We start from the raw sequence: 21,229 nt of genomic DNA, 5'->3' as shown, positions 1-21,229 counted from the left end.
GTCCTTGGCCCCGAGCATCCGGTGCCCGAAAGCTCTCCGCTCGAACCACCAACGATCGATCAGCGGCATGAGCTTTCGGTTCAGTCCCCCGCCCTGCCGGTGTCGTACGCCCACATCGCGATCTCGACCCTGTTTCGGGCGCCGATTTTGGTCAGCAGGCTGGCGACGTGGGTCTTGGCGGTCGTCAAGCCGATGTACAGCTCGGCGGCGATCTCGGCGTTCGTGCGGCCACGGGCGACCAGCGTCAGTACCTCCTCCTCGCGATCGGTGAGCGGCTCGATCGGTTGGATCCGACGGCTCGCCGGTTCCCTGGCGGCGAGCGTGGCCAGCAGTCGCCGGGTGATGTTCGGCGCGATCAGGGCATCGCCGACGGCAGCGGCATGAACGGCCTGGACGAGCAGCGCCGTCCCGGCGTCCTTGAGCAGAAAGCCTCGGGCGCCGGCCCGGAGCGCACCATGGATGTACTCGTCGAGGTCGAAGGTCGTGATCACGACTACCGCGATCGGGTCCGGGACGCCCCGCCCGGCGAGGAGCTTGGTGACCTCGATGCCGTCGAGTCCGGGCATCAAGATGTCGACCAGGCACACGTCGGGGCGGAGCCGTTGCGCCAGCTCGACGGCTGCGTGGCCGTCGGCGGCCTGGCCGACGACCTCGATGCCGGGCTGAGCCTCAAGGATCATCGAAAGGCCGGTGCGCACCAGATCCTGGTCGTCGGCCACCAGCACGCGCACCGTCATCGGCGTACTTTAATCGGCAGTTCGGCGTCGACCGTCCACCCGCCTTCGGGTGCCGGCCCGGCACCCAGCGTGCCGCCGAGTAGCTGCACACGCTCGGTCATCCCCAGCAGCCCGAAGCCGTGGTTCACCGACCGTGCCGGGTCGATCTGTCCGTCGTCTGTCACGCGTAGTCGCAACCTTCCCGCGCCCTCCACGACCCGGATCTCCACACGCGAGGCGTTACGGGCGTGCCGCAGGGCGTTGGTCAGCGCCTCTTGCGCCAGCCGGTAGACCGCGGCGTCGATCTGGGGCGGAAGTTCGTCCAGGGCGTCCGGCAACTCCACGTCGACGACAGGAACCGGGGCACGTCTGGCGAGGGAGACCAGGTCGGCAACACCGGGCTGAGGGGCGTACCCCACCGGCGCTCCATCGCGCAGCACGCCGACCATCGCCCGCATCTCCGCGAGCGTCCGCGACGCTTCCCCTTCGATCGCCGCCAGCACCTCGAGTGCCGCCTCAGGTCGCTGCCCGGCCATCGCCTGGCCCGCCTGCGCCTGCACAGCGATCGCCGAGACGTGGTGGGCGACGATGTCGTGCAACTCGCGCGCGAGACCGACCCTCTCCTGGCCGCGGATCTGGTCCAGCTCCCGGCGCCGGCTCTCGGCGCGATAGCGGAACGCCGCTCCGCCCGCCGCCGCCGCCGCGAGGATGGCGAACCCGCCGAAGATCTCGGTGGGCCCGATGTGGTCGGGGACCATACCGATTCCCGCGGCGATCGCCACCACCACCAGCCCGATCACGATCTCGCGCCCTGAGCCCCAGCGGACCAGCGCGTAGACGAACACCAGGACGTAGATCATCGTGTCGAGGCCCACGCTCGGAGCCCCGCCCAGCAGGCTCGCCAGTCCCAACGCCATCGCGATGCCGAAGGCCACCCCTGCACAGGCCAACGGGTGGGTACGCCGCCACAGCAGCAACGGCGCGAGTCCGGCCGCCACGATCGTCGCGAACGGCCGCCAGGCGACGTCGTCCCGGAGAAGTCCCTCGAGCAGCGCGGTCACCATCAACGCCCCGACCAGCACCCAGTCGCGCCACACCCGTTCGGGAGCGTTCGTGGCGCGCGGCTCGGCCCACAGCGAGCGCAGGGCATGGGTGGTCACGCACCCAGCCTAGGGACCGCCGAGGCGTCGGGGACCGACCGAAAGAACGAGACGCCGCTCCTCCTCACAGCCGGGGCGTGTCCGGCCCCGACGACGATGTGCCCGCCGCCGGGCTCGGCGATCGTTGGCCCACCGATCCTCACCACGACAACGGAGCCCACGATGAGAACACGTCGACCCACCACGACCACACTGGACGAGCAGCGGATCCCGGTGAGAGCCAAACTCGCCGCGGCGTGGACGAGCCTCGTGCTCCTGTACGCCTACGTGGACATCCTCGCCTTCTTCAAACCTGGCGTCATCAAAGACATCGAAGCCGGCGTCGTCTTCGAGTTCGACATCAGCCAGACGTTGTTCACCGTCTTCCTCACGCTCATGGCGATCCCGACCCTCATGGTCGTGCTGTCGATGACCCTGCCCGCCCGGGCCAACCGCACCACGAACCTCATCGTGGCCTCGATACAGGTCCCCTTCGCGGCGTTCAACGCGGTGGGCGAATCCTGGAGATACTTCTACGGCCTCGGCGTCGCACTGGAATTGATCGTTCTCGTCCTCATCCTGCGGTACGCCTGGACCTGGCCCCGCACCACGCCGCCGGCGTCCACGGCCACCAGCCCGGGCCGTGAAACCGTTCGCGCCCAGTAGAAAGACCGAAACCCAAGCCCAGCCACCGTCCAGCACTCTCCAGCGGATAGGTTCGCACTCCAGCCTTCCCGTTCGGCCTAACGCGATTGGAGCGTTCGGCGCAACATCGCCCGCGATCCGGCGCGCGCGGGTTTGGCGGCTGGATGACGCGGGCATCTGCTCCTCACCTCGCAAACTTGATCAAGGAGTCGAACAGTGGCTTCGTACCGTGTGAAACCGTCCAAGCCCGTCGCGATCGTCGGCGCGCTGATCGGCATCGGGATGCTTGTCGTCGTGTTCGTCAACGGGATCGGCCGCGGCAACGGCTTCATCTGGCTATGGGCGGCGGCGTGCGTGGCCATCGTCGGGTTCAATCTGTGGGCGGCGTTCAGCAAGAATGGAGCCACGGAAGTGATCGAACGCCGGAGTACCGAATAGGTCCTTTCGCACGAGTTCGACGACCGGCATGACCGTGGAGGAATTGGGACGTTCAGCGTCCCGATTCCTCCACGGTCGGCTCCCGCGAAACAGTTCAGACCGTGCCACGAAGTCCCTGCTCGGCAGGAGACTCGATCACGCCGTATTGCCTTGCCGTTCAAAGGCCCCGGAACCACAAAGGGGCTCTCACAGTACCTGAATCAGCAGGGACTCCCAGACGTCCGGAACACCTGTCAACCTTCTTGAGTCGGCTCCTGAGCAGCAGCTCCGACAACACACCAGGAAAAAGCGCTGCACATGCTTCCACGACAGAAGGAACGAAAAACAATGGCGGAAAGCCGATCCACCCCTCACGCGGACCGTTTCGATCTGAGCGGGAAACACGCACTCGTCACCGGCGGCACCAGGGGCATCGGATTGATGATGGCGCGCGGCCTTCTGCAGGCGGGTGCCCGCGTCGTCATCAGCTCACGCAACAAGGACGCGTGCGCCGAGGCGCAGCATCTGCTGTCCGAATTCGGCGACGTTCGAGCGATCCCCGCCGACCTGTCCAGGCACGACGAGTGCCGGCGTCTCGCCGATCTTGTCGGGGCCGACTCGGAACACCTGGACATCCTCGTCAACAACGCGGGAGCGATGTGGCGCGAGCCGCTGGAGACGTTCCCGGACGAGGCCTGGGACTCGGTGATCGACCTCAACCTCAAGTCGCCGTTCTGGCTGGTACAGGCACTGCTCCCGGCACTTCGCAGGGCGGGCACCGCCGATGATCCCGCGCGGATCGTCAACATCGGCAGTATCGCCGCCATCCACGTCGCCGAGTCGCCCAACTATTCCTACGCCGGCAGCAAAGCGGCACTCCATCAACTCACCAGGGTGCTGGCCAGGGAACTGGGCCCCCAGCACATCACCGTGAACGCGGTAGCACCAGGAGTGTTCCCATCGCAGATGATGGCGGCCACGATCGAGGCCATCGGCGACACGATCGCGGCGAAGACCCCTCTGCGCCGGATCGGCCGCGACGACGACATGGCGGGCATCGCCGTGTTCCTCGCCGGCCGGGCCGGCTCTTACCTCACCGGCGCCGTCATCCCTGTCGACGGTGGCATCGCCACGACCGCGTCGGGTACCTAGGCGCTGTCGGGGGTACCGGCAGAACCTCCCTCCGCCTGCGGGCAAAGCCTATGGTGAAGGGGTGACCAAGATCGACCCGCGCACCGAGATCAAGGAATTCCTCCGCTCGCGTCGCGCACGGATCGCGCCAGAGCGGGCCGGACTGCCCGCCTACGGTGGCAACCGCCGGGTCAAAGGTCTGCGTCGCGAAGAGGTGGCTCTCCTGGCAGGGATATCGGTCGACTACTACGTGCGGATGGAGCGCGGCAGCCTCGCCGGCGCCTCCGACGGGGTGCTCGACGCGGTGGCCTCTGCCTTGCACCTCGACGAGGCCGAGCGCGATCACCTCTTCCACCTCGCGCGGCAGTCCAGGGCGCCTGGCGGTCCACGCCGCCGGCGCCCCGCCTCGACGGTGCGTCCGGCGCTTCGGCAGGTGCTCGACGCCATCACCGACGCGCCGGCGTGGATTTGCAACGGCCGTTATGACGTGCTGGCCACGAATCATCTTGCCCGCGCACTGTTTTCACCGGTGCTGGCCGGCACACGACGGCCGGCGAACACCGCGCGGTTCGTGTATCTGGATCCCGAAGCGGCGAGAACGTTCTTCGTCGACTATGACCGCATCGCCCGCGATGTGGCCGCGAAGCTACGCATGGAGGCCGGCCGCGATCCGCACGACGAGGAGCTGATCACCCTGGTCGGCGAGTTGTCGACACGTAGTGAGCTGTTCCGGCGGCGGTGGGCGTCTCAGGACGTTCGCCTCCACCGGTCCGGACTCAAGCGCCTGCACCATCCGGTCGTGGGCCGGCTCGACCTGGACGTCGAATCGATGGAGTTGCCGGCCGACCCCGGCCTGCTCCTGACCGTCTACACCGCGTCCACCGGCACCGCGGCTGCGGACGGTCTGGCCCTGTTGGCGTCATGGGCGGCCGGTCAGGAGAAGACGGCGACCGAGATTCAGTCACCCGGCTGAAGTTCCTTCGAGGCAGTCGATGGCCTACTGAGCGGTCCCGCGCGCCAGCCTTTCGGAGAGCGCGTGGGCCTCCTGCAACAGCAATGTACCCAGCTGCGGAAGGCGATCGGGACCGAACCGATGCTCGACGCCGGTCAGGCTGAGTGCCCAGCGCGGCGACCCTGCACGGTCGAAGACGGCGGCGGCGATCCCCCAGCTGCCCTCCACGACGAGCCCGGGGTTCAGCGCGTAACCGTTCGTCCGGGTGGCCGCGACATGCGCGCGGATCGCCCGGACATCGTGCTGCGCGCCGTATTCCGCGCTCAGATCGACCGCGCCGAGATAGTCGTCGACCTCCCGCTGGGGCAGGTGCGCGAGGATCACCATGCCCGCGGACACGACCCCGAGCGGAAAGCGGGCACCCTCGTAGAGGACGTGGCTGCGGATCGGGAAGGCGCCGTCCTCGCGGATCAGGCAGATCGTCTCCTCCCCGCGCCGCGCGGAGAAGAACGCGCTCTCCCCCGTGGCGAGCGCGAGCCGCCGGACCGCGGGAAGGGCGGCCTCCGTCACGTCGTACCGCCGCGCCGCGGCCACGCCGAGGAAGTACAACTCGGGGCCCAGCACCCAGTGATCGGTGTCCGGCGTCCGGTCCACCAGGCCCACTCCCCGCAGCGAGGTCAGCAGCCGGTGCACGGTCGGCCGCGGCAATCCCGCTTCCCGCGCGATCGTCGTGGTCGTCGCACCGTCCGGCTCGTTCTCCGCGACCGCGCGCAGCGACTGATAAATCCGGCCGACAAGGTCTCCAGGGGCGTCCACTCAGTGAACACTACCCCACCTCACGTGCTCGTCAGATGAGCAATCCACAGGTGGTAGGCGTTCACTCATTGACCACGTGTACGACGCACGGTGTCATGGCGGGGTGGACAAAGTGATCGGATCAGCCGCGGATGCCATCGCCGACATCCCCGACGGCGCAACCCTCGCGGTCGGCGGTTTCGGGATGTGCGGGGTACCCGCGGTCCTCATCGGCGCACTGTACGAAGCCGGGACCTCGGACCTCGAAGTCGTCTCGAACAACGCCGGGGTGGACGGCTGGGGCCTCGGCGTCCTGCTCGGCGCGGGTCGCCTCCGTCGCGTGGTCTCCTCCTACGTCGGGGAGAACAAGGAGTTCGCCCGTCAGTACCTCGGCGGCCAGCTGGAGGTCGAGCTGACACCGCAGGGCACCCTCGCCGAACGGCTGCGCGCCGGCGGTTCCGGCATCCCCGCGTTCTTCACCGTCACCGGTGCGGGCACGCAGGTCGCCGACGGTGGCCTGCCCTGGAAGTACGACTCCGCCGGGAACGTCGAGAAGTCCAGCCCGCCGAAGCAGAAGCAGAGCTTCGACGGCAAGGAATGCGTGCTCGAACACGCGATCATCGCCGACTTCGGGCTCGTGCGCGCGTGGAAGGGCGACCGGCACGGGAACCTCGTCTTCAGGGACACCGCCCGCAACTTCAACCCGCTCGCCGCGATGGCCGGGCGGATCACCGTCGCCGAGGTCGAGAACCTGGTCGAACCCGGCGAGATCGACCCGAATTCCGTCCACCTGCCCGGCGTGTTCGTGCACCGGGTGGTGCCGCTGACGCCCGAACAGGCCGCGGACAAGCCGATCGAGAAGCGAACCGTGCGGGTCGCGGACGCGAAGGAGGCCTGACATGGCGTGGGATCGCAACCAGATGGCCGCCAGGGCCGCCGCCGAACTGCACGACGGTGACTACGTCAACCTCGGCATCGGCCTGCCCACCCTGGTGCCGAACTTCGTGCCGGACGACGTCGAGCTCTTCCTGCAGTCGGAGAACGGCATCCTCGGTGTCGGCCCCTACCCTGCCGAGGACGAACTCGACCCGGACCTGATCAACGCCGGCAAGGAGACCGTCACCGTCCGCAAGGGCGCCTCGTTCTTCGACTCGGCGATGTCCTTCGGCATGATCCGCGGCGGCAAGATCGACGCCGCGATCCTCGGCGCGATGCAGGTCTCCGCGGCCGGTGACATCGCGAACTGGATGATCCCCGGCAAGATGGTCAAGGGCATGGGCGGCGCGATGGACCTGGTCCACGGCGCGAAGAAGGTCATCGTGCTGATGGAGCACGTCGCCAGGGACGGCGCCCACAAGATCGTCGACGAGTGCTCGCTGCCCTACACCGGCCTCGGCGTCGTCCAGCGGATCATCACCGACCTGTGCGTCATCGACATCACGCCCGACGGGCTCGACCTCGTGGAGCTCGCGCCGGGCGTCACGGCCGACGAGGTGCAGGAGAAGACCGAACCGCGCCTTCGCGTCAAAGTCGGATAGGCACCCGGGCATCGGCTGCCAGGAACGGTCCTGGCAGCCGGTGCTCACGCCGTATGGGTGTCCGACGGGCCCGGGTCGAGAGCAGCCAAATACGGGTGGTCGGGCAAATGAACCCAGCCCGTCGCGGCGGTCTCCTTGACCTCGACCGGCACCTGCCGCCAGGAATCCGGGGCGGCACCGGCGGCATGACGGATGACGTCGTCGTAGACCTCGGCGGAGGCGATCGCCGCCAGTACGCCCGGGGACGCCGCGAGCGCGACCTTCAGCGGAGTCGCGTCACACAGCCGGTGAGCGTGTACCAACGCCGTCGAGGTGACCCCGTGCTCGTCGATGACGACCTCACCGCTGTGCAGCGAGATCCGCAGCCGGATCCGCTGTGCCTCCACATGCGCGTCGTTGTGCACCCGCAACCGCGTCACCAGCACAGGCAGCAGCGCCTCGATGAACGCCACCCTGTCCACGCCGACCGGGACGAGCACGAACATCCCGTCGCCCCTGTCTTCCCGGTAACAGTCCTTCCACGCCGCCCCCGCCGCGGCGAACGCCGCCTCCATGACGACGTAGAGCCCGTCGCGTACCGCGCGCTGATGCGGTCTCGTCCGATGCCGGTCCCCGAACCCCTCCACGTCGACCACCACCGCGAGCCGATTCTGCGAACCGTGCTTCGACGCCCGCTCGGCGATCCGGCTCTTGAACAGTCGAGCGATCTTCGAAACAGGCGCTGACCAGCTCTTTTCCGGGCACCCTGCGCCCCCATTCCCTTTTGGGGTGGTACCATTTTTCACGGAACTTCTCCTGTAGTTGCCTGGACGCGACCGGGTTTTGTTCCCGGCACTCGGACTGTTACAGCAGTCCGAGTGCCTCTCTTTCCATATTTCCCTGGACTATTCATTCGACATTGATCTCCGTATCGCCGATGACGGCGGCCATGACCCGATCGCGCAGGACCGGCTGGATCGGCCGGTGTAACCGGAGGGCGTTGCCGCAGTGGTCGACAGCGGCGATCCACCAGACGAGGTCGTAATCCCGCGGATGCCGGTCGATGAACTCGGCGGCCATCCGCGTCTTGCCGACACCACCGAGACCGTGCAATGCCGAGGGGAAAACCTTGGCGATACCGCGGCCCATCCTCCTGCTGAGCCGATCCAGGAGCTCGTCACGACCGGAGAAACCCGGGTTCCGCGACGTCGGTGTCAGCGCAGGTGGACGCGCTGCCGTCTCGAACATGGTTGGGCTCACAGTGTCAGCAACCCCTTCCCGATAGCGCCTTGATCGTTTCAGAAGCTGGGGAGAACGGTACAACACGGTCCTGCGGAGCGACGGAATCGGCCGCCGCGTGCCATCGAGCGGCAATTCCCGGACTGCCGCGAGAAAGCGAATATCCACCTGTGTCCCAAGTGGACTTCCCTTTCCTGAGTCCGGAAGCGTACATGATCCCCGGAATGAGAAGTCCGAGGAGGTGCTCCAGTCTCACTTCCGGCACGAAACGACGTCCCATCAGCTTTGCCGCATCGAGGCGGACCGGCACCGCCGCGAGAAATCGCACCAAGCGTAACGCCGACGGTGAGGCTGACAGGGCATCGGAATCGGAGTGGAAAATCCGTTCCGCGGCGAGCGGGCTCTTTCCTCGATCGGGTGACAAACCACTACCGACCGGGTGTCCGCGGCCCGGACAGCGGTCGCGGATCGGGCACTCAGCTCAGCCCGGTGCCCACTGACCGGGTGACTGGCCACGATCGCCTCGAACCGGTCCTCGGCCGGGTTCTCGATCCGCGCTTTCGGAAAACGGCGGAGAAAACCGGCGGGAATTCCCGTTCCCCATTACTGGTCATGATGGCAACCGGGAAAGCGTGACAGCGGCTCCGGCCATCACGGACGACGGCGGAGCGCTGGTCGGGCACCTCGGCTCCGAAGGCGACTGGCGCTATGGCCGTCGCCTTCGGAGCCCGAGCCAGGTCACGTCATCGCGACCAGGGTCCGCCGCTTGCCGGTGAACGGCTCGCGCCCATGGGCCATCAGCATGTTGTTGATCACCATGATGTCACCCGGCTGCCACGGGAACGCGTAGCTGACCTCGTCGTACGTCGCCTTGATCGTGTCCAGGTCCGCCCGCGGGATCGGCGAGCCGTCGGCGAAGGACGCGTTGCGGGGCAGGTCCTCCTCGGGGTACAGCTCCAGCAGCGCCTCGCTGACCTCCTCCCCCAGGCTCGAGACGTGGAACAGGTTGGCCTGGTTGAACCACACCGTCGCGCCGGTGTGCGGTTCCGCGACGAAGGACGGGCGCACGTGCCGCGTGCGCAGGCCCTCGTCGGTCCATTCGTACGTCTGGCCGTTGGCGGCGCAGTAGTCCGCCACCGCCTGGCGGTCTTCGGTCTGGAACGCCTCCTGCCAGGTCAGCCCGAGGCCTTCGCGGAACGCCCGTGTGTAGGTGACACCGCCCTCGAACCGCTCGCGCAGGTCCGCTGGCAGCAGGCGGTACATCGCGCGGCTGTCGGCGATCGGCGTCGCGCCGCCGGTTTCGGCCGCCGTGTCGCACAGGAAGAACAGGCGGGCGGGCCAGTGCGCCGAGTACGAGTTCTCGTTGTGCATCGGGATCGACTCGGCCGGCGGGTATTCCGTCGAGGTGTAGATGTTGCCCGCGACCACCGACCGCGGCGTCGACCGTTCGGTGTACGTCAGCAGCGAGCCGCCGATCTCCTCGGTGACCTGGTTGAACACCGCCACGTCGGCGGGCATCCCCCGCAGCAGGATCGCGCCGTGCTCGCGCAGCCGGTCCTGCAGTACTTCGCGGTGCGCGCGCACCCAGTCCAGGCCCGTGGCCGCGTACACGGTGATCTTCGTGTGTTCGTTTCCCTCGATGTGGCCGAGGTTCGCCGCGAGTTCGGCGGTCATGACTCCTCCAGTTCGAATCGGATCAGCTTGGCGGCCTCGGCGTGCAGCGCGGCGAGGTCTTCGGTGTCGGCGAACCCCGCGGCGAGCACGTTCACCGCGTAGATCTCCTGGTCGTCGGTGAGCAGCTGGCCGGGACGCACGATCGTGACGACCTCCAGGACCTCGGGAAGGTCGGCGATCTCGTCGGTACCGTCGACGCGGACCAGCCGCCCGGTGCCCTCGGCGTAGAAGATCAGGTAACCCACGGGCACCGGCAGGCCCGCACCCCGCGCGGGCGGTGGCGTGCCGAGTGCCAGCGACACGGCCTCGGCGACGACGTCGACGCCGGTCGCGAGTTTCAGCAGCACCGGCTGGGCGCCACCGGCCGGGCGGCCCGCGTTCACCTCGACGATCGCCGGGCCCAGCTCGGCGTCGTCGATCAGCTCGACGTGCGCGCAGGTGTTGTCCAGGCCCAGCGCGAGCGCGGCGGCCGTCACCGCCGAGAACAGCCGCTCGGTGTCCTTTTCGGACAGTTCGAGCGGTGGGCAGACCATGCCCAGCTCGAACTTGCGCTCGTCGATCAGCGGCTTCTCCACCACGGCCACCGGTTCCGCGACGCCGTCGCGGACCAGGACGTCGACCGCGTACTCCGGGCCGCGCAGCAGCCCTTCCACGAGGAACACCTTCACCGGGTCGATCGGCGACGGCCCGCCACCGACGAGCCGGTGGTACCGGGCGTCCTCCGACAGCGGCAACCGCTCGGCCAGCAGCCGGTACGCCGCCGCCAGCTCGTCCACAGTGGACACCGTACGCACGAGATTGCTCGCCGCGCCGTTCACCGGCTTGACGATCGCCGGGAGCCCGACCGCCGAAGCCACCGACTCCGCCTCGTCAGCCGACGAGATCAGGGCGCAGCGCGGCCCCGGCAACCCGGCCGCGGCCAGCGCCTGCCGGACCGCGAACTTGTTGTGCGTCACGGTGAACACCGAGGCGGGGCAGCGTGCGACGCCGAGCAGCTCGGCCGCTCGGGCGACGCTCGCGATGATTCCTTCGGCGGCGGTCACCACTCCGGCCGGGCTCGCGGTCCGCGCCCGGATCGCCCCGGCGACGGCTTCGGAGTCACGGACGTCGTCGACGACGACGAAGCCGTCCACCAGTTCCGTCAGCCGCGACTGCTCGGCCGGTTCCAGGGGCTGGGTGACCAGCTCGACGCCCAGCCCGGTCGCGCGCACGGCGGCCACGACGTCGGCGATCCACTGCCCGGCGGTCTCCCGGACCACGAACGCGGTGTTCACACTTCCTCCAGGTCCAGCCGGACGAGCTTGCTCGCCTCCGCGTGCAGGGCGGCGAGGTCGTCGTGATCGGCGAACCCGGCCACGACGAGGTTGACCGCGTAGGTCTCCTGTTCGTCGGTGAGCACCTGCCCCGGCGACACGGTGGTGACGACGTCGATGACCTCGGGCAGCTCGGCGATCTCGTCGAGCCCGCCGATGCCGGTCAACCGGCCCGAACCGGCCGCGTAGAGGATCAGCATGCCCAGCGGGATCGGCAGTTTCGCGGGTTCCCGCACCGGCGGCGGAGCGCTCACAGCGAGCGCCGCCAGCTCGGCGAACACGTCGATGCCGGTGCGCAGCTTCGCCAGCAGCGGCATGATCGATCCGGCGGGCCTGCCCGCGTTGACCTCGACGATCGTCGGACCGCGGTCGGTGTCGTCGATCAGCTCGACGTGGGCGCAGGTGTTGTCGAGACCCAGCGCGCGGACCGCGGCGATCGCCGCCGCGGTGACCAGTTCGGCCCGGTCGGCGGTGAGCCCGGCGGGCGGGCACGACAGCGCCAGCTCGAACTTCCGCTCGTCGATCAGCGGTTTGTCGAGGATCTCGACCGGCTCGGCCACGCCGTCGCGGACCAGCACGTCCACCGCGTACTCCGGACCGCTCAGGAACCCTTCGACGAGGAACGTCTTCGAAGGGTCCAGTGTCCCTAATGGACGGTGGTAGCGCGGATCCGCGGACTCGGGCAGTCGCGCGGCCAGCAGCTCGTACGCGGCCGCCAGTTCGTCCACAGTGGACGCGGTGCGGACGAGGTTGCTGCCCGCTCCGTTGACCGGTTTGACGATCGCCGGGAGCCCGGTCGCCGCGGCGACCGACGCCGCCTCGGTGGCCGACGAGATCAGGGCGTACGCGGGGCCGGGCAGCCCGGCCGAGGCGAGGGCCTCCCGGACCGCGAACTTGTTCGCGCACATGGCGAACACCGACGCCGGGCAGCGCGCCACCCCGAGCAGCTCCGCGGCGTGGGCGGTGCTCGCGATGGCGCCGTCCGAGCCGGTGAAGAGGCCGGCCAGCGCGCCGCCGTCGATCTCCCGCACCTTCGCCGCGACGGCTTCCGGGTCGTGGACGTCGTCGAGCGCGACGACGTCGTCCACCACGCCTTCCAGTGCGGCACGCTCGGCCGCGTCCATCGGCGGGGCGAGCAGCACCACGCGGTGCCCGGCCGCCCGCATCGACGGCGCGACCTCGCCGACCCAGTGCCCACGGGCCTCCCTGACCAGCACTGCCGTACTCATGCGGCATCCTTCCCGGCGAGCTTGCGCTCCCGTTCCTGCGCCCCCACCAGATCGTCGGGCAGCGAATCGGGCACCTCGGTGTCGAACCGGCGCAGCCGCCGCAGCGAGAACCCGCCCACGTTGATCAGCAGCAGGATCAGCGCGAAGACGACATAGGCGAGCCCGATGCCCCGCGTCTCGCCGGTGCCGAGCACGGCGCCGACCGACCCGGTCAGCGCACCACCCGGCGCCAGCAGGGGCGAGAACCAGCCGACCGCCAGCGGCGCCAGCACGGCGAACCCGATCGGCAGCGTCGACCACGTGATCGTCTGGTTGATCGCGAACACCCGGCCGTGGAACCGCTGCGGCACCTTGACCTGCACGAGCGTCGCGTAGATGCCCTGCGACACGGCCATCGCGGCGGCCAGGAGGAACACCCCGGCCGCGACGACGATCAGCGACGGGCGCAGGCCCATCACCAGGCTGCCGAGCGCGATCCCGACGTTGCCGGCGAGCACGCCGACCATCCGGCGCTGCCGCGGGCCGCCCCACAGCGCCATCCCGATCCCGCCGGCCACCGCGCCGAGGGCCTCGGCGAGCGCCACCTGCGCGACGTCGGTGACCGAGCCGAACGAGAGCACGAGCGGCGAGACCAGCACCAGCGCCGGAGCGAGGAAGACGTTCGCCAGCGCGAAGTACAGCAGCATCGTGCGGAAGCCGCGGTGGTTCCACGAGTACCGCAGCCCGCCCGCGATCGCCGTCAGCAGCGGTTCGCGCGGGCGCCAGCCCATCATGTCCGGGAACCGCACCAGCAGCAGGCCCACGATCGCGAACACGTAGCTCGCCATGTCCAGGATCAGGATGCCGGACAGCTCGATCGCCGCCAGCAGCCCGGCGGCGAGCACCGGCATCAGCAACTGGGCGAACCCGTTGGACAGCTGCGCGAGGCCCATCGCGTGCCCGAGGTACTGCTTCGGCACCAGCTGCGCCACCGACGACTGATAGGCGATGCGCTGGAACGAGGAGGCCACCGACCCGAGCGGGATCAGCACGTAGAACAACCACAGCTGGACGTGCCCGGTGGCCAGCAGCAACGCCAGGATCAGCTGGATCCCGCCCGCGATACTGCTGGCCGCGATCATGATCCGGCGACGGTCGCCGCGGTCGACCAGCGCGCCCGCCACCGGCAGGACGAGTACGCCGAACAGCAGCGCGAGCGCCCACAGCAGGCCGAGGTCGGCGACCGACCCCGTGCGGGTGTAGAGCCAGATCGGCACCGCGAACGACGTCAGCGCGGAGCCGGTCGACGACACCAGCTGCCCGATCGTGATCGTGACGAACCGGCCCATACTCGGCCGCACCTCGGGTTTGTCGTCCACGACCGCCCGATGGGTCTCGTGCACCGCCCAGGCCGCGTCTTCGCCGCGCACCCGGACGTCGAGCTCGCCGGGATCGTCCAGCGCCGGATGCACGCGCGTGACGATCTCCGCGAGTTCTTCGGCCCGGTAGCGCAGGAAGAAGTGCCCGGCCTGGTCGAGCACCACGAGCGCGGTGGTGTCGGTGAGGAACTCCCACTCCCGGTACCGCTCGGTGTAGTAGTCGGTGACCGGGTCCTCGGAGCCGACCACCGACACGATCGGCGCGCGCAGCTTGGCCACGCGGGCGTCGAGCAGGCCGCTGAAGTATTCCTCGGCGGCGCGGCTGTCGGCGCGCATGTTCGTGATGATCCGGTCGGCCTGCGCCGGGTCGAGGTCGTCGGTGTCGACGCCCATGCCCTTGAGCCAGTTCGAGTAGTACCGGTTGCTGCGCAGCTTCTCCAGCCGCGTGCGCAGCGTGCCCACCGCGCCTTTCATGCGGGCGAACGGGAAGATCGCGCCGATGTAGACGACCTCCAGCTCGCGGCCGCGCTCTTCGAGCAGGCGGGCGACGGCGACGGCGAGCGCGTTGCCGACCCCGCAGTGACCGTAGATGGCCAGCGGGCCGTCGATACGGTCGAGGATCTCGTCGGCCAGCCGCTCGACCAGGTCGTCGAAGGGCACGGCCTCCTCGGACAGCCCGACGTCGTGGCCGGGGATGGCGACCGAGTAGAGCGAGTGGCCCTCCGGGAGCGCGTCGGCCAGCGGCTGGTACACGATCGCGCTGCCACCGCCGTACGGGAAGCAGACATAGGTCAGCGTCCGCTGCTTCGCCGGCTTGGTCAGCTCGTACAGCAGGTGCCGCGGCCGGTCGGCGTCGTCACCGTCCATGAAGGACGCCAGCTCACGGATCGTGCGGTGCTGGAACAGGTCCATGACCCCGACCTGACCGGCGTCCGCCTTGCCGATCCGCGCCACCACCTGGGTGGCCAGCATCGAGTGGCCGCCGAGGTCGAAGAAGTCGTCGTCGACGCCCAGTTCGTCCACCTTGAGGACATCCCGCCAGATTTCGGCCAGCAGGATCTCGACCGGGGTCGACGGCGCGACCAGTTCCTTGGTCGCGTCCCGGGACGCGACCGGCGCGGGTAGTGCCTTGCGGTCGAGTTTGCCGTTCGGGGTGAGTGGCAGTTCGTCGAGCGCGACGAACGACGGCGGGACCATGTAGTCCGGAAGACTCTGCTTGAGCGCCGCCCGCAGCGCGCCGGGCTCGGCGTCGCCGACGACGTACCCGACCAGCCGCTTGTCCCCCGGCGTGTCCTCGCGCACGATCACGGCGGCGTCGCGCACATCCCGCTGGGCGCGCAAGGTCGTCTCGATCTCCCCCAACTCGATGCGCAGGCCGCGCAGTTTGACCTGGTGGTCGATCCGGCCCAGGAACGCGATCGTCCCGTCCGGGCGCCAGTGCGCGAGGTCGCCGGTGCGGTACATCCGTCCACTGTGGAACGGATCGGGCACGAACCGCTCGGCCGTCAGCTCCGGACGGTTGTGGTACCCGAGGGCGAGGCCGACGCCGGCGATGTGCAGTTCGCCGGGCACGCCGACCGGGCACGGCCGCCCGGCGCGGTCGAGGACGTAGATCCGGATGTTCTGGATCGGCGCCCCGATCGGCACCGACGCGACCTCGGCGAGCGCGGCGGGCGTGCAGTGCCAGGAGGTGACGTCGATGGCGGCTTCGGTCGGGCCGTAGAGGTTGTGCAGCTCGCAGTCCGGCAGCCGCCGGGTGAACTCGCGGGCGGCGTCGAGCGGCAGTTCCTCGCCGCTGCACACCACCCGCCGCAGCGCCGCACAGTTCTCGACACCTTGTTCGGAAAGGAAAAGCGTGAGCATCGACGGCACGAAGTGCGCGGTGGTGATGCCTTCGGACGCGAGCAGCTCACGCAGATACGCGGCGTCCTTGTGGCCGCCGGGTTCGGCGAGCACGAGCCGCGCGCCGGTGATGAGCGGCCAGAAGAACTCCCAGACCGACACGTCGAAACCGGCCGGGGTCTTCTGCAGCACCGAATCGGTGCCGTCGAGGCGGTACGCGCGCTGCATCCAGTCGAGCCGGTTGACGATGCCGCGGTGACCGTTGGGCACGCCTTTCGGCTGTCCGGTCGAGCCCGAGGTGTAGATGACGTACGCCGGGTCTTCCGGTCCGGCGAGCGGCTCAAGCGGGGTGACCGGCTGCCCGGCCAGGTCGTCCAAGACAACGACGGTCGCGTCCCCCGGCGGCAGCGTTTCGCGCAGCGCCGCCTGCGTCAGCACGACGGGCGCGGCCGCGTCCCGCAGCATGAACGCCAGCCGGTCGGCCGGGTACTCCGGGTCGAGCGGGACGTAAGCGCCACCGGCTTTCAGCACACCGAGAAGCGCGACGACCAGCTCGAACGACCGTTCCGCGAACACCCCGGTGAGCACGCCCGGTCCGACACCGAGCCCACGCAGCCGGTGCGCGAGCCGGTTGGCCCGCTCGTCCAGCTCGCGGTAGGTCAGTGACGCGCCGCGGAAGGTCACCGCGGGCGCGTCCGGCGTCCGGGCGGCCTGCTCCTCGACGAGCGCGTGCAGCGTGGTCTGCGGGAACTCGGCCGTCGTGGCGTTCCAGTCCTCCAGGACGAGCTCGCGCTGCCCGGCGTCGAGGATGTCCAATTCGGACAGTCGCCGCTCCGGGTCGGCGACGATCGAGCTCAGCAGCGTGACCAGCCGCCCGGCCATCCCGGCGACCGTGTCCGCGGTGAACAGCGCGGTGTTGTGCACGAACTTGCCGATCAGCCCGCGTTCGAGCTCGATCGCGTGGAACTCGAAATCGAACCGGGTCGCGGGCAGATCCATCGGCAGCCAGCGGAAGTCCACTTCGGACTCCCCTGCCGCGCCCATCCGGCCCATCTCGTAGTTCTGCAACACGAACATCGCCTGGAACACCGGCGAGCGGCTGACGTCGCGGGGTACGCCGAGCGCGTTCACCAGCCGCTCGAACGGGACGTCGGCGTGCTCGAACGCGTCCAGCACATGCCGCCGGGTGCGTTCGAGCAGTTCGGCGAACGTCGGGTCGCCCGCCAGCTGGGCGCGCAGCGGCAGCATGTTGATGAACATGCCCGCCACGCCCTCCAGCTCGGGCAGGCCGCGCCCGGCCGACGACGAGCCGATCGCGAAGTCCTCCTGGCCCGAGTACCGCGACAGCAGCACCTGGTAGGCGGCCAGCAGGGTCATGAAGAGCGTGACCCCGTGCTCGCGGCTCAGCTCGCCGAGGGCACGGGCGAGATCGCGCTCGACGAAGAACTCGTGGATCGCGCCGTCGAAGCTCTGCTTGGCGGGCCGGGGCCGGTCGGTGGGCAGCTCCAGGGGCTCGACCCCGGTGAGCTGTGCCTTCCAGTGCTCCAGCTGCCGGTCGAGTTCGCCGCCGGTGAGCGTGCGGCGCTGCCAGTGCGCGAAGTCGCCGTACCCGATGCTCAGCGCGGGCAGCTCGGCAGTGCCGCCGGTGCTCAGGGCGTGGTACTGCGCCGCGAGGTCGCGCAGCAGCAGGTCGACCGACCAGCCGTCGCCCACGATGTGGTGCGTGCACAAGACCAGCAGGTGTTCCTCGTCGGACACCCGGGCCAGCGTCGCCCGCAGCAGCGGCCCCACGGCCAGGTCGAACGTCTCGGCCGCGGCGTCGTCGACGACGGCGCGGGCCGCCTCCTCGCTACCGGCGTCCACAATGGACAGAACGACCGTGACCGCGGGTTCGATGTGGACCGTCGGCTGTCCGTCGTCCCCGGCCGGGAACCGCATCCGCAGCGCCTCGTGCCGCACCGGCAGAGTGTCCAAAGCGGACTGGAGCGCGGCGATGTCGAGCCGCCCGGTCAGCCGGATCGGCACCGGGATGTGGTACGACCCGGTGCCCGGCGCGAACTGCTCCATGAACCAGACGCGTTCCTGCTGATACGACAGCGGGACGACGGCGTCACCGGGACGCGGCGTGATGGTCGCGGCCGGTTCCGCGCGCCGTCGCAGCCGCCGTTCGAGCAGGGCGCGGCGCGCGGCCGCGCTGGTTTCGTCGATCGTGGTCATGAGTGCCCGCCTTCGGCCAGCTGCCGCTGGACCTCTTCGTCACTGAGCTGGTCGAGGTCCTCGGCGAGCCGCCGCTCGATCTCGGCGGCGAGCCCGGCGACGGTGGTGAGGGTGAACAGCCCCCGCACCGGGATGTCGACCTCGATCTGCTTGCGGAGCCGGGCCATCGCGCGGATCGCCAGCAGCGAGTTGCCGCCACGGGCGAAGAAGTCGTCGTGCGCGCCGAGGTCGTCGATGCCGAGCAGCTCCCCGAGCACCTCGGCGACGAGTTCCTCGGCCGCGGTCCGGGGTGCGACGTACGCCGTCGCCTCGCCGGGTTCGGGATCCGGCAACGCGGCCCGGTCGAGCTTGCCGCTGGCCGCCATCGGCAGCGCTTCGAGCGTCACGAACCTGGTCGGCACCAGGTAGTCCGGCAAGGTCTTCCGCAGAGCCTCGGCCGCTCCCTCGGTACCGCCGACGACGTAGCCGACGAGTGTGTCGCCGCGGACCGCCACGGCCGCGTCCCGTACCTCCGGCAGTTCACGCAGCGCCGCTTCGACCTCGCCGGGCTCGATGCGGTAGCCGCGCAGCTTCACCTGCTCGTCGGCGCGGCCGAGGTAGTCGAGCGTGCCGTCACGACGCCGGCGGACGAGGTCGCCGGTGGCGTACACCCGGCCGGACGGGCCCTCGACGAACTTTTCGGCGGTCAGGTCCGGCAGGCCGAGGTAGCCGCGGGCGAGCTGCGGCCCGCCGACGTACAGCTCGCCCGGGACACCCGGCGGCACCGGCTGCCGCCGCTCGTCGAGGACGTACACGCGGGTGCCGGGCACCGGGCGGCCGATCGGGACGGGTCCGGAAGGCAGCGCGTCCCCGGGTTCGATCCGGTGCACGACGCAGCCGACCGTGGCCTCGGTCGGGCCGTACTCGTTGACGACGAGCGTGCCGGGATGCCGCTCCCGCCACGGCTGAACGGCCTCGGCGGTCAGCGCTTCCCCGCCGAGCACCAGCTCACCCGTCGGGAACAGCTCCTCGGCGAGGACGGCGAGGTGCGTCGGGGTCGCCTTGACGAACGTCGGGCGGCCGCCGTCGACCACCGCGCCCCCGGCGGTGAGGGTGCCGAGCAGCGTCGTCACGGTGAGGTCGAACGACGCCGACGTGTGCAGCAACGCCCGTCCGGCCAGCCCGGGGTATGCCTCACGCGCCCACGCCAGGTACGTGTCGACGGCCCGGTGCTCGACCTCGACGCCCTTGGGCCGCCCGGTCGAGCCCGACGTGTAGATCACATAGGCGACGTCGTCCGGCCCTGCCGCCGGTCCGGGGTCTTCGGTGGCCGCGGCGGACCATTCGGCCGGATCGTCTAGGGCCAGCGACTTGGTGTCCACTGTGGACTCACCGGTGACCAGCACGAACGGGACACCTGCGTCGGCGAGGATCAGCGCCTGCCGGGGAGCCGGGTTGGCCGGGTCGAGCGGGACGTAGGCCGCGCCGCTCTTCAGCACCCCGAGCACGCCGGTCAGCAGGTCCGCCGAGTTCGGCACGCACACGCCGACGACGGTGCCGGGACCGGCGCCCAGCTCGCGCAGCCGGTGTGCGACGCGGTTGGCTCGCACGTTCAGCTCGGCGTAGGTCAGGCGAACCCCGTCGAAGTCGACGGCGGGTGCGTCCGGGGTCCGCCGCACCTGCTCCTCGAACCGGGCGTGCACGGCCGTCGTGTCCGAAATGGACAGCTCCGCGGAGTTCCAGTCGGTCAGGACCAGCTCGCGTTCGGCGTCCGACAGCAGCGGCAGATCCGCGACGGACTGAGCCGGGTCGGCCAGCGCCGCGGTCAGCAGCCGCAGGTAGCGCTCGGCGATGGCTTCGGCGGTCTCGCGGTCGAAAAGGTCAGTGCGGTAGACGAGCCTGCCGTCCACGGCGGTCAGGTCGATCGCGATGTCGTCCTTCGCGGTGGCCGAACGGACCGGCTCCAGCCCCGAGTCGGGCAGGAAGTTGAACCCGAGCTGGTACAGCGCCTGCACGCCGGGGTCTCGCTCGCCCCCGGCCGCCTCGGCGACCGCTTGGAAGGGCACCTGGCTGTGGTCGATCGCCTCCAGCAGCGTGGTCCGGACCCGGCCGACCAGCTCGGTGAACGCGGGGGCGTCCGAGCAGTCGACACGCACGGCCATCTGGTTGACGAACATGCCGATCAGGTCGGCCAGTTCGGGAAGGTCGCGGCCGGCGACCGGGACGCCGACGACGATGTCGTCCACTCGGGACAGTCGCGACAGCAGTGCCGCGTAGCCGGCCAGCAACACCATGAACGGCGACGCCGACAGCTCCCTGCTCAGTTCGCCGACCCGGTCGATCAGGCCGTCCGGGAGGGCGAAACGCACCTGGTCACCGGCGAACGTCAGCTCCGACGGCCGCGGCCGGTCGGTGGGCAGGCAGTGCACCGGCGGCAGCCCGGCGAGTTGCTCGCGCCAGTAGTCCAGCTGCTCGCTGGAGGTTTCGAGCTGCCCGCGCTGCCAGGCCGAGTAGTCCGGGTACTGGATGGCCAGCTCGGGCAGCTTCGGCTCGCGACCTTCGAACACGGCGTCGCACGCCTCGCTCAGCTCCGTGCCCAGCACCAGCACCGAACCGGCGTCGAACACGGTGTGGTGCACGACGAACGTGAGCACCCACTCGTCGTCGGCCATACGGCACACCTGGGCGCGCCAGGGCGGCGGCGAGTCGAGTGGGATGGCCCCGCGCGACACACCACCGACGAGTTCGGCGAGCCGTTCATCGCGGGTATCGGCCGGCAGGTCCCGCAGGTCGTGTACCTCGGGCTCGATCGGCACCTCGGCGTGCACGACCTGCATGAGCGCGCCGCCCTCCATGCGGAACGACGTGCGCAGCGCCTCGTGCCGCCCGACGATGACACCGAGCGCGGTGCGCCATTGCTCCGCGTTCAGCGGGCGGTCCAGCCGGGCCTGGCAGTGCAGGTTGTACACCGGGGACGCCGGGTCGAGCTGGCCGGACAGCCAGATCCGCTCCTGCCCGAACGAGGCCGGGAACGTCCATTCCTTCGTGTCGCTCATGATGTCCTGT

General features: G+C 69.8%; 16 protein-coding genes. 6 read left to right on the top strand and 10 right to left on the bottom strand.

Going from position 1 to position 21,229, the window contains the following annotated elements:
* Positions 1-80: 80 nt before the first annotated feature.
* Both ACFWMR_RS02565 and ACFWMR_RS02560 read right to left on the bottom strand, forming a co-directional pair.
* Positions 81-737, bottom strand: a complete 657-nt coding sequence (locus tag ACFWMR_RS02565) for a response regulator (protein ID WP_378376422.1) — start codon at positions 735-737, stop codon at positions 81-83.
* Positions 734-1,876, bottom strand: coding sequence for a sensor histidine kinase (locus ACFWMR_RS02560; protein WP_378376420.1), 1,143 nt, complete (start codon positions 1,874-1,876; stop codon positions 734-736). The genes ACFWMR_RS02565 and ACFWMR_RS02560 overlap by 4 nt, the downstream gene beginning before the upstream one ends.
* 162 nt (positions 1,877-2,038) lie before the next feature.
* On the opposite strand from ACFWMR_RS02560, the gene ACFWMR_RS02555 reads away from it, so the two are divergent.
* The 4 genes from ACFWMR_RS02555 (at position 2,039) to ACFWMR_RS02540 (ending at position 5,021) form a co-directional block, all read left to right on the top strand.
* Complete coding sequence (locus ACFWMR_RS02555; RefSeq protein ID WP_378376418.1) at positions 2,039-2,521, top strand: DUF6326 family protein; 483 nt, start codon at positions 2,039-2,041, stop codon at positions 2,519-2,521.
* A 195-nt stretch (positions 2,522-2,716) separates the two neighbouring features.
* Entirely contained in the window at positions 2,717-2,938 is a 222-nt protein-coding gene (locus ACFWMR_RS02550; protein ID WP_093936756.1) for a hypothetical protein, read from the top strand.
* Between the two features lie 327 nt (positions 2,939-3,265).
* The gene (locus tag ACFWMR_RS02545; protein ID WP_378376416.1) at positions 3,266-4,069 is read left to right on the top strand and encodes an SDR family oxidoreductase; all 804 of its coding nucleotides are present in this window, start codon (positions 3,266-3,268) and stop codon (positions 4,067-4,069) included.
* A gap of 61 nt (positions 4,070-4,130) precedes the next feature.
* Positions 4,131-5,021 (top strand): helix-turn-helix transcriptional regulator, encoded by an 891-nt coding sequence (locus tag ACFWMR_RS02540; protein ID WP_378376414.1) that lies wholly within the window; start codon positions 4,131-4,133, stop codon positions 5,019-5,021.
* A gap of 24 nt (positions 5,022-5,045) precedes the next feature.
* On the opposite strand, the gene ACFWMR_RS02535 is transcribed toward ACFWMR_RS02540, so the two are convergent.
* A complete protein-coding gene (locus ACFWMR_RS02535; RefSeq protein WP_378376412.1) occupies positions 5,046-5,816 on the bottom strand; it encodes an IclR family transcriptional regulator in 771 nt (256 codons plus the stop codon).
* A gap of 103 nt (positions 5,817-5,919) precedes the next feature.
* On the opposite strand from ACFWMR_RS02535, the gene ACFWMR_RS02530 reads away from it, so the two are divergent.
* Entirely contained in the window at positions 5,920-6,693 is a 774-nt protein-coding gene (locus ACFWMR_RS02530; protein WP_378273612.1) for a CoA transferase subunit A, read from the top strand.
* Between the two features lies 1 nt (position 6,694).
* Entirely contained in the window at positions 6,695-7,333 is a 639-nt protein-coding gene (locus ACFWMR_RS02525) for a CoA transferase subunit B (RefSeq protein ID WP_378273611.1), read from the top strand.
* Between the two features lie 44 nt (positions 7,334-7,377).
* On the opposite strand, the gene ACFWMR_RS02520 is transcribed toward ACFWMR_RS02525, so the two are convergent.
* From ACFWMR_RS02520 to ACFWMR_RS02490, 7 genes are all read right to left on the bottom strand, one after another.
* Positions 7,378-7,968, bottom strand: a complete 591-nt coding sequence (locus ACFWMR_RS02520; protein WP_378376410.1) for a hypothetical protein — start codon at positions 7,966-7,968, stop codon at positions 7,378-7,380.
* Between the two features lie 253 nt (positions 7,969-8,221).
* On the bottom strand, positions 8,222-8,560 hold the full coding sequence (locus tag ACFWMR_RS02515) for a hypothetical protein (RefSeq protein WP_378376408.1): 339 nt from the start codon (positions 8,558-8,560) through the stop codon (positions 8,222-8,224).
* A 729-nt stretch (positions 8,561-9,289) separates the two neighbouring features.
* Entirely contained in the window at positions 9,290-10,225 is a 936-nt protein-coding gene (locus ACFWMR_RS02510; RefSeq protein WP_378376406.1) for a TauD/TfdA family dioxygenase, read from the bottom strand.
* Positions 10,222-11,499: an ATP-grasp domain-containing protein gene (locus ACFWMR_RS02505; RefSeq protein ID WP_378376404.1), complete on the bottom strand. Its 1,278-nt coding sequence runs from the start codon at positions 11,497-11,499 to the stop codon at positions 10,222-10,224. Before ACFWMR_RS02505 ends, ACFWMR_RS02510 begins: the two co-directional genes overlap by 4 nt.
* Entirely contained in the window at positions 11,496-12,767 is a 1,272-nt protein-coding gene (locus ACFWMR_RS02500; protein WP_378376402.1) for an ATP-grasp domain-containing protein, read from the bottom strand. The genes ACFWMR_RS02505 and ACFWMR_RS02500 overlap by 4 nt, the downstream gene beginning before the upstream one ends.
* Entirely contained in the window at positions 12,764-18,184 is a 5,421-nt protein-coding gene (locus ACFWMR_RS02495) for a non-ribosomal peptide synthetase/MFS transporter (protein ID WP_378376400.1), read from the bottom strand. The genes ACFWMR_RS02500 and ACFWMR_RS02495 overlap by 4 nt, the downstream gene beginning before the upstream one ends.
* The gene (locus ACFWMR_RS02490) at positions 18,181-21,219 is read right to left on the bottom strand and encodes a non-ribosomal peptide synthetase (RefSeq protein ID WP_378376398.1); all 3,039 of its coding nucleotides are present in this window, start codon (positions 21,217-21,219) and stop codon (positions 18,181-18,183) included. Before ACFWMR_RS02490 ends, ACFWMR_RS02495 begins: the two co-directional genes overlap by 4 nt.
* Positions 21,220-21,229 lie beyond the last annotated feature (10 nt).

The organism is Amycolatopsis thailandensis, from assembly GCF_042723255.1.
Taxonomy (GTDB): Bacteria; Actinomycetota; Actinomycetes; order Mycobacteriales; family Pseudonocardiaceae; genus Amycolatopsis; species Amycolatopsis thailandensis.
The sequence above is the reverse complement of the archived record's forward strand: the minus strand, read 5'-3'. Positions and strand labels throughout refer to the sequence as shown.

What these genes read in the sequence shown, in the direction of transcription:
- ACFWMR_RS02545 (WP_378376416.1), top strand. Translation starts at nt 3,266, where the DNA reads ATGGCGGAAAGCCGATCCACCCCTCACGCGGACCGTTTCGATCTGAGC.
- ACFWMR_RS02500 (WP_378376402.1), bottom strand. Translation starts at nt 12,767, where the DNA reads ATGAGTACGGCAGTGCTGGTCAGGGAGGCCCGTGGGCACTGGGTCGGC.
- ACFWMR_RS02565 (WP_378376422.1), bottom strand. Translation starts at nt 737, where the DNA reads ATGACGGTGCGCGTGCTGGTGGCCGACGACCAGGATCTGGTGCGCACC.
- ACFWMR_RS02515 (WP_378376408.1), bottom strand. Translation starts at nt 8,560, where the DNA reads ATGTTCGAGACGGCAGCGCGTCCACCTGCGCTGACACCGACGTCGCGG.
- ACFWMR_RS02525 (WP_378273611.1), top strand. Translation starts at nt 6,695, where the DNA reads ATGGCGTGGGATCGCAACCAGATGGCCGCCAGGGCCGCCGCCGAACTG.
- ACFWMR_RS02490 (WP_378376398.1), bottom strand. Translation starts at nt 21,219, where the DNA reads ATGAGCGACACGAAGGAATGGACGTTCCCGGCCTCGTTCGGGCAGGAG.
- ACFWMR_RS02495 (WP_378376400.1), bottom strand. Translation starts at nt 18,184, where the DNA reads ATGACCACGATCGACGAAACCAGCGCGGCCGCGCGCCGCGCCCTGCTC.
- ACFWMR_RS02555 (WP_378376418.1), top strand. Translation starts at nt 2,039, where the DNA reads ATGAGAACACGTCGACCCACCACGACCACACTGGACGAGCAGCGGATC.
- ACFWMR_RS02510 (WP_378376406.1), bottom strand. Translation starts at nt 10,225, where the DNA reads ATGACCGCCGAACTCGCGGCGAACCTCGGCCACATCGAGGGAAACGAA.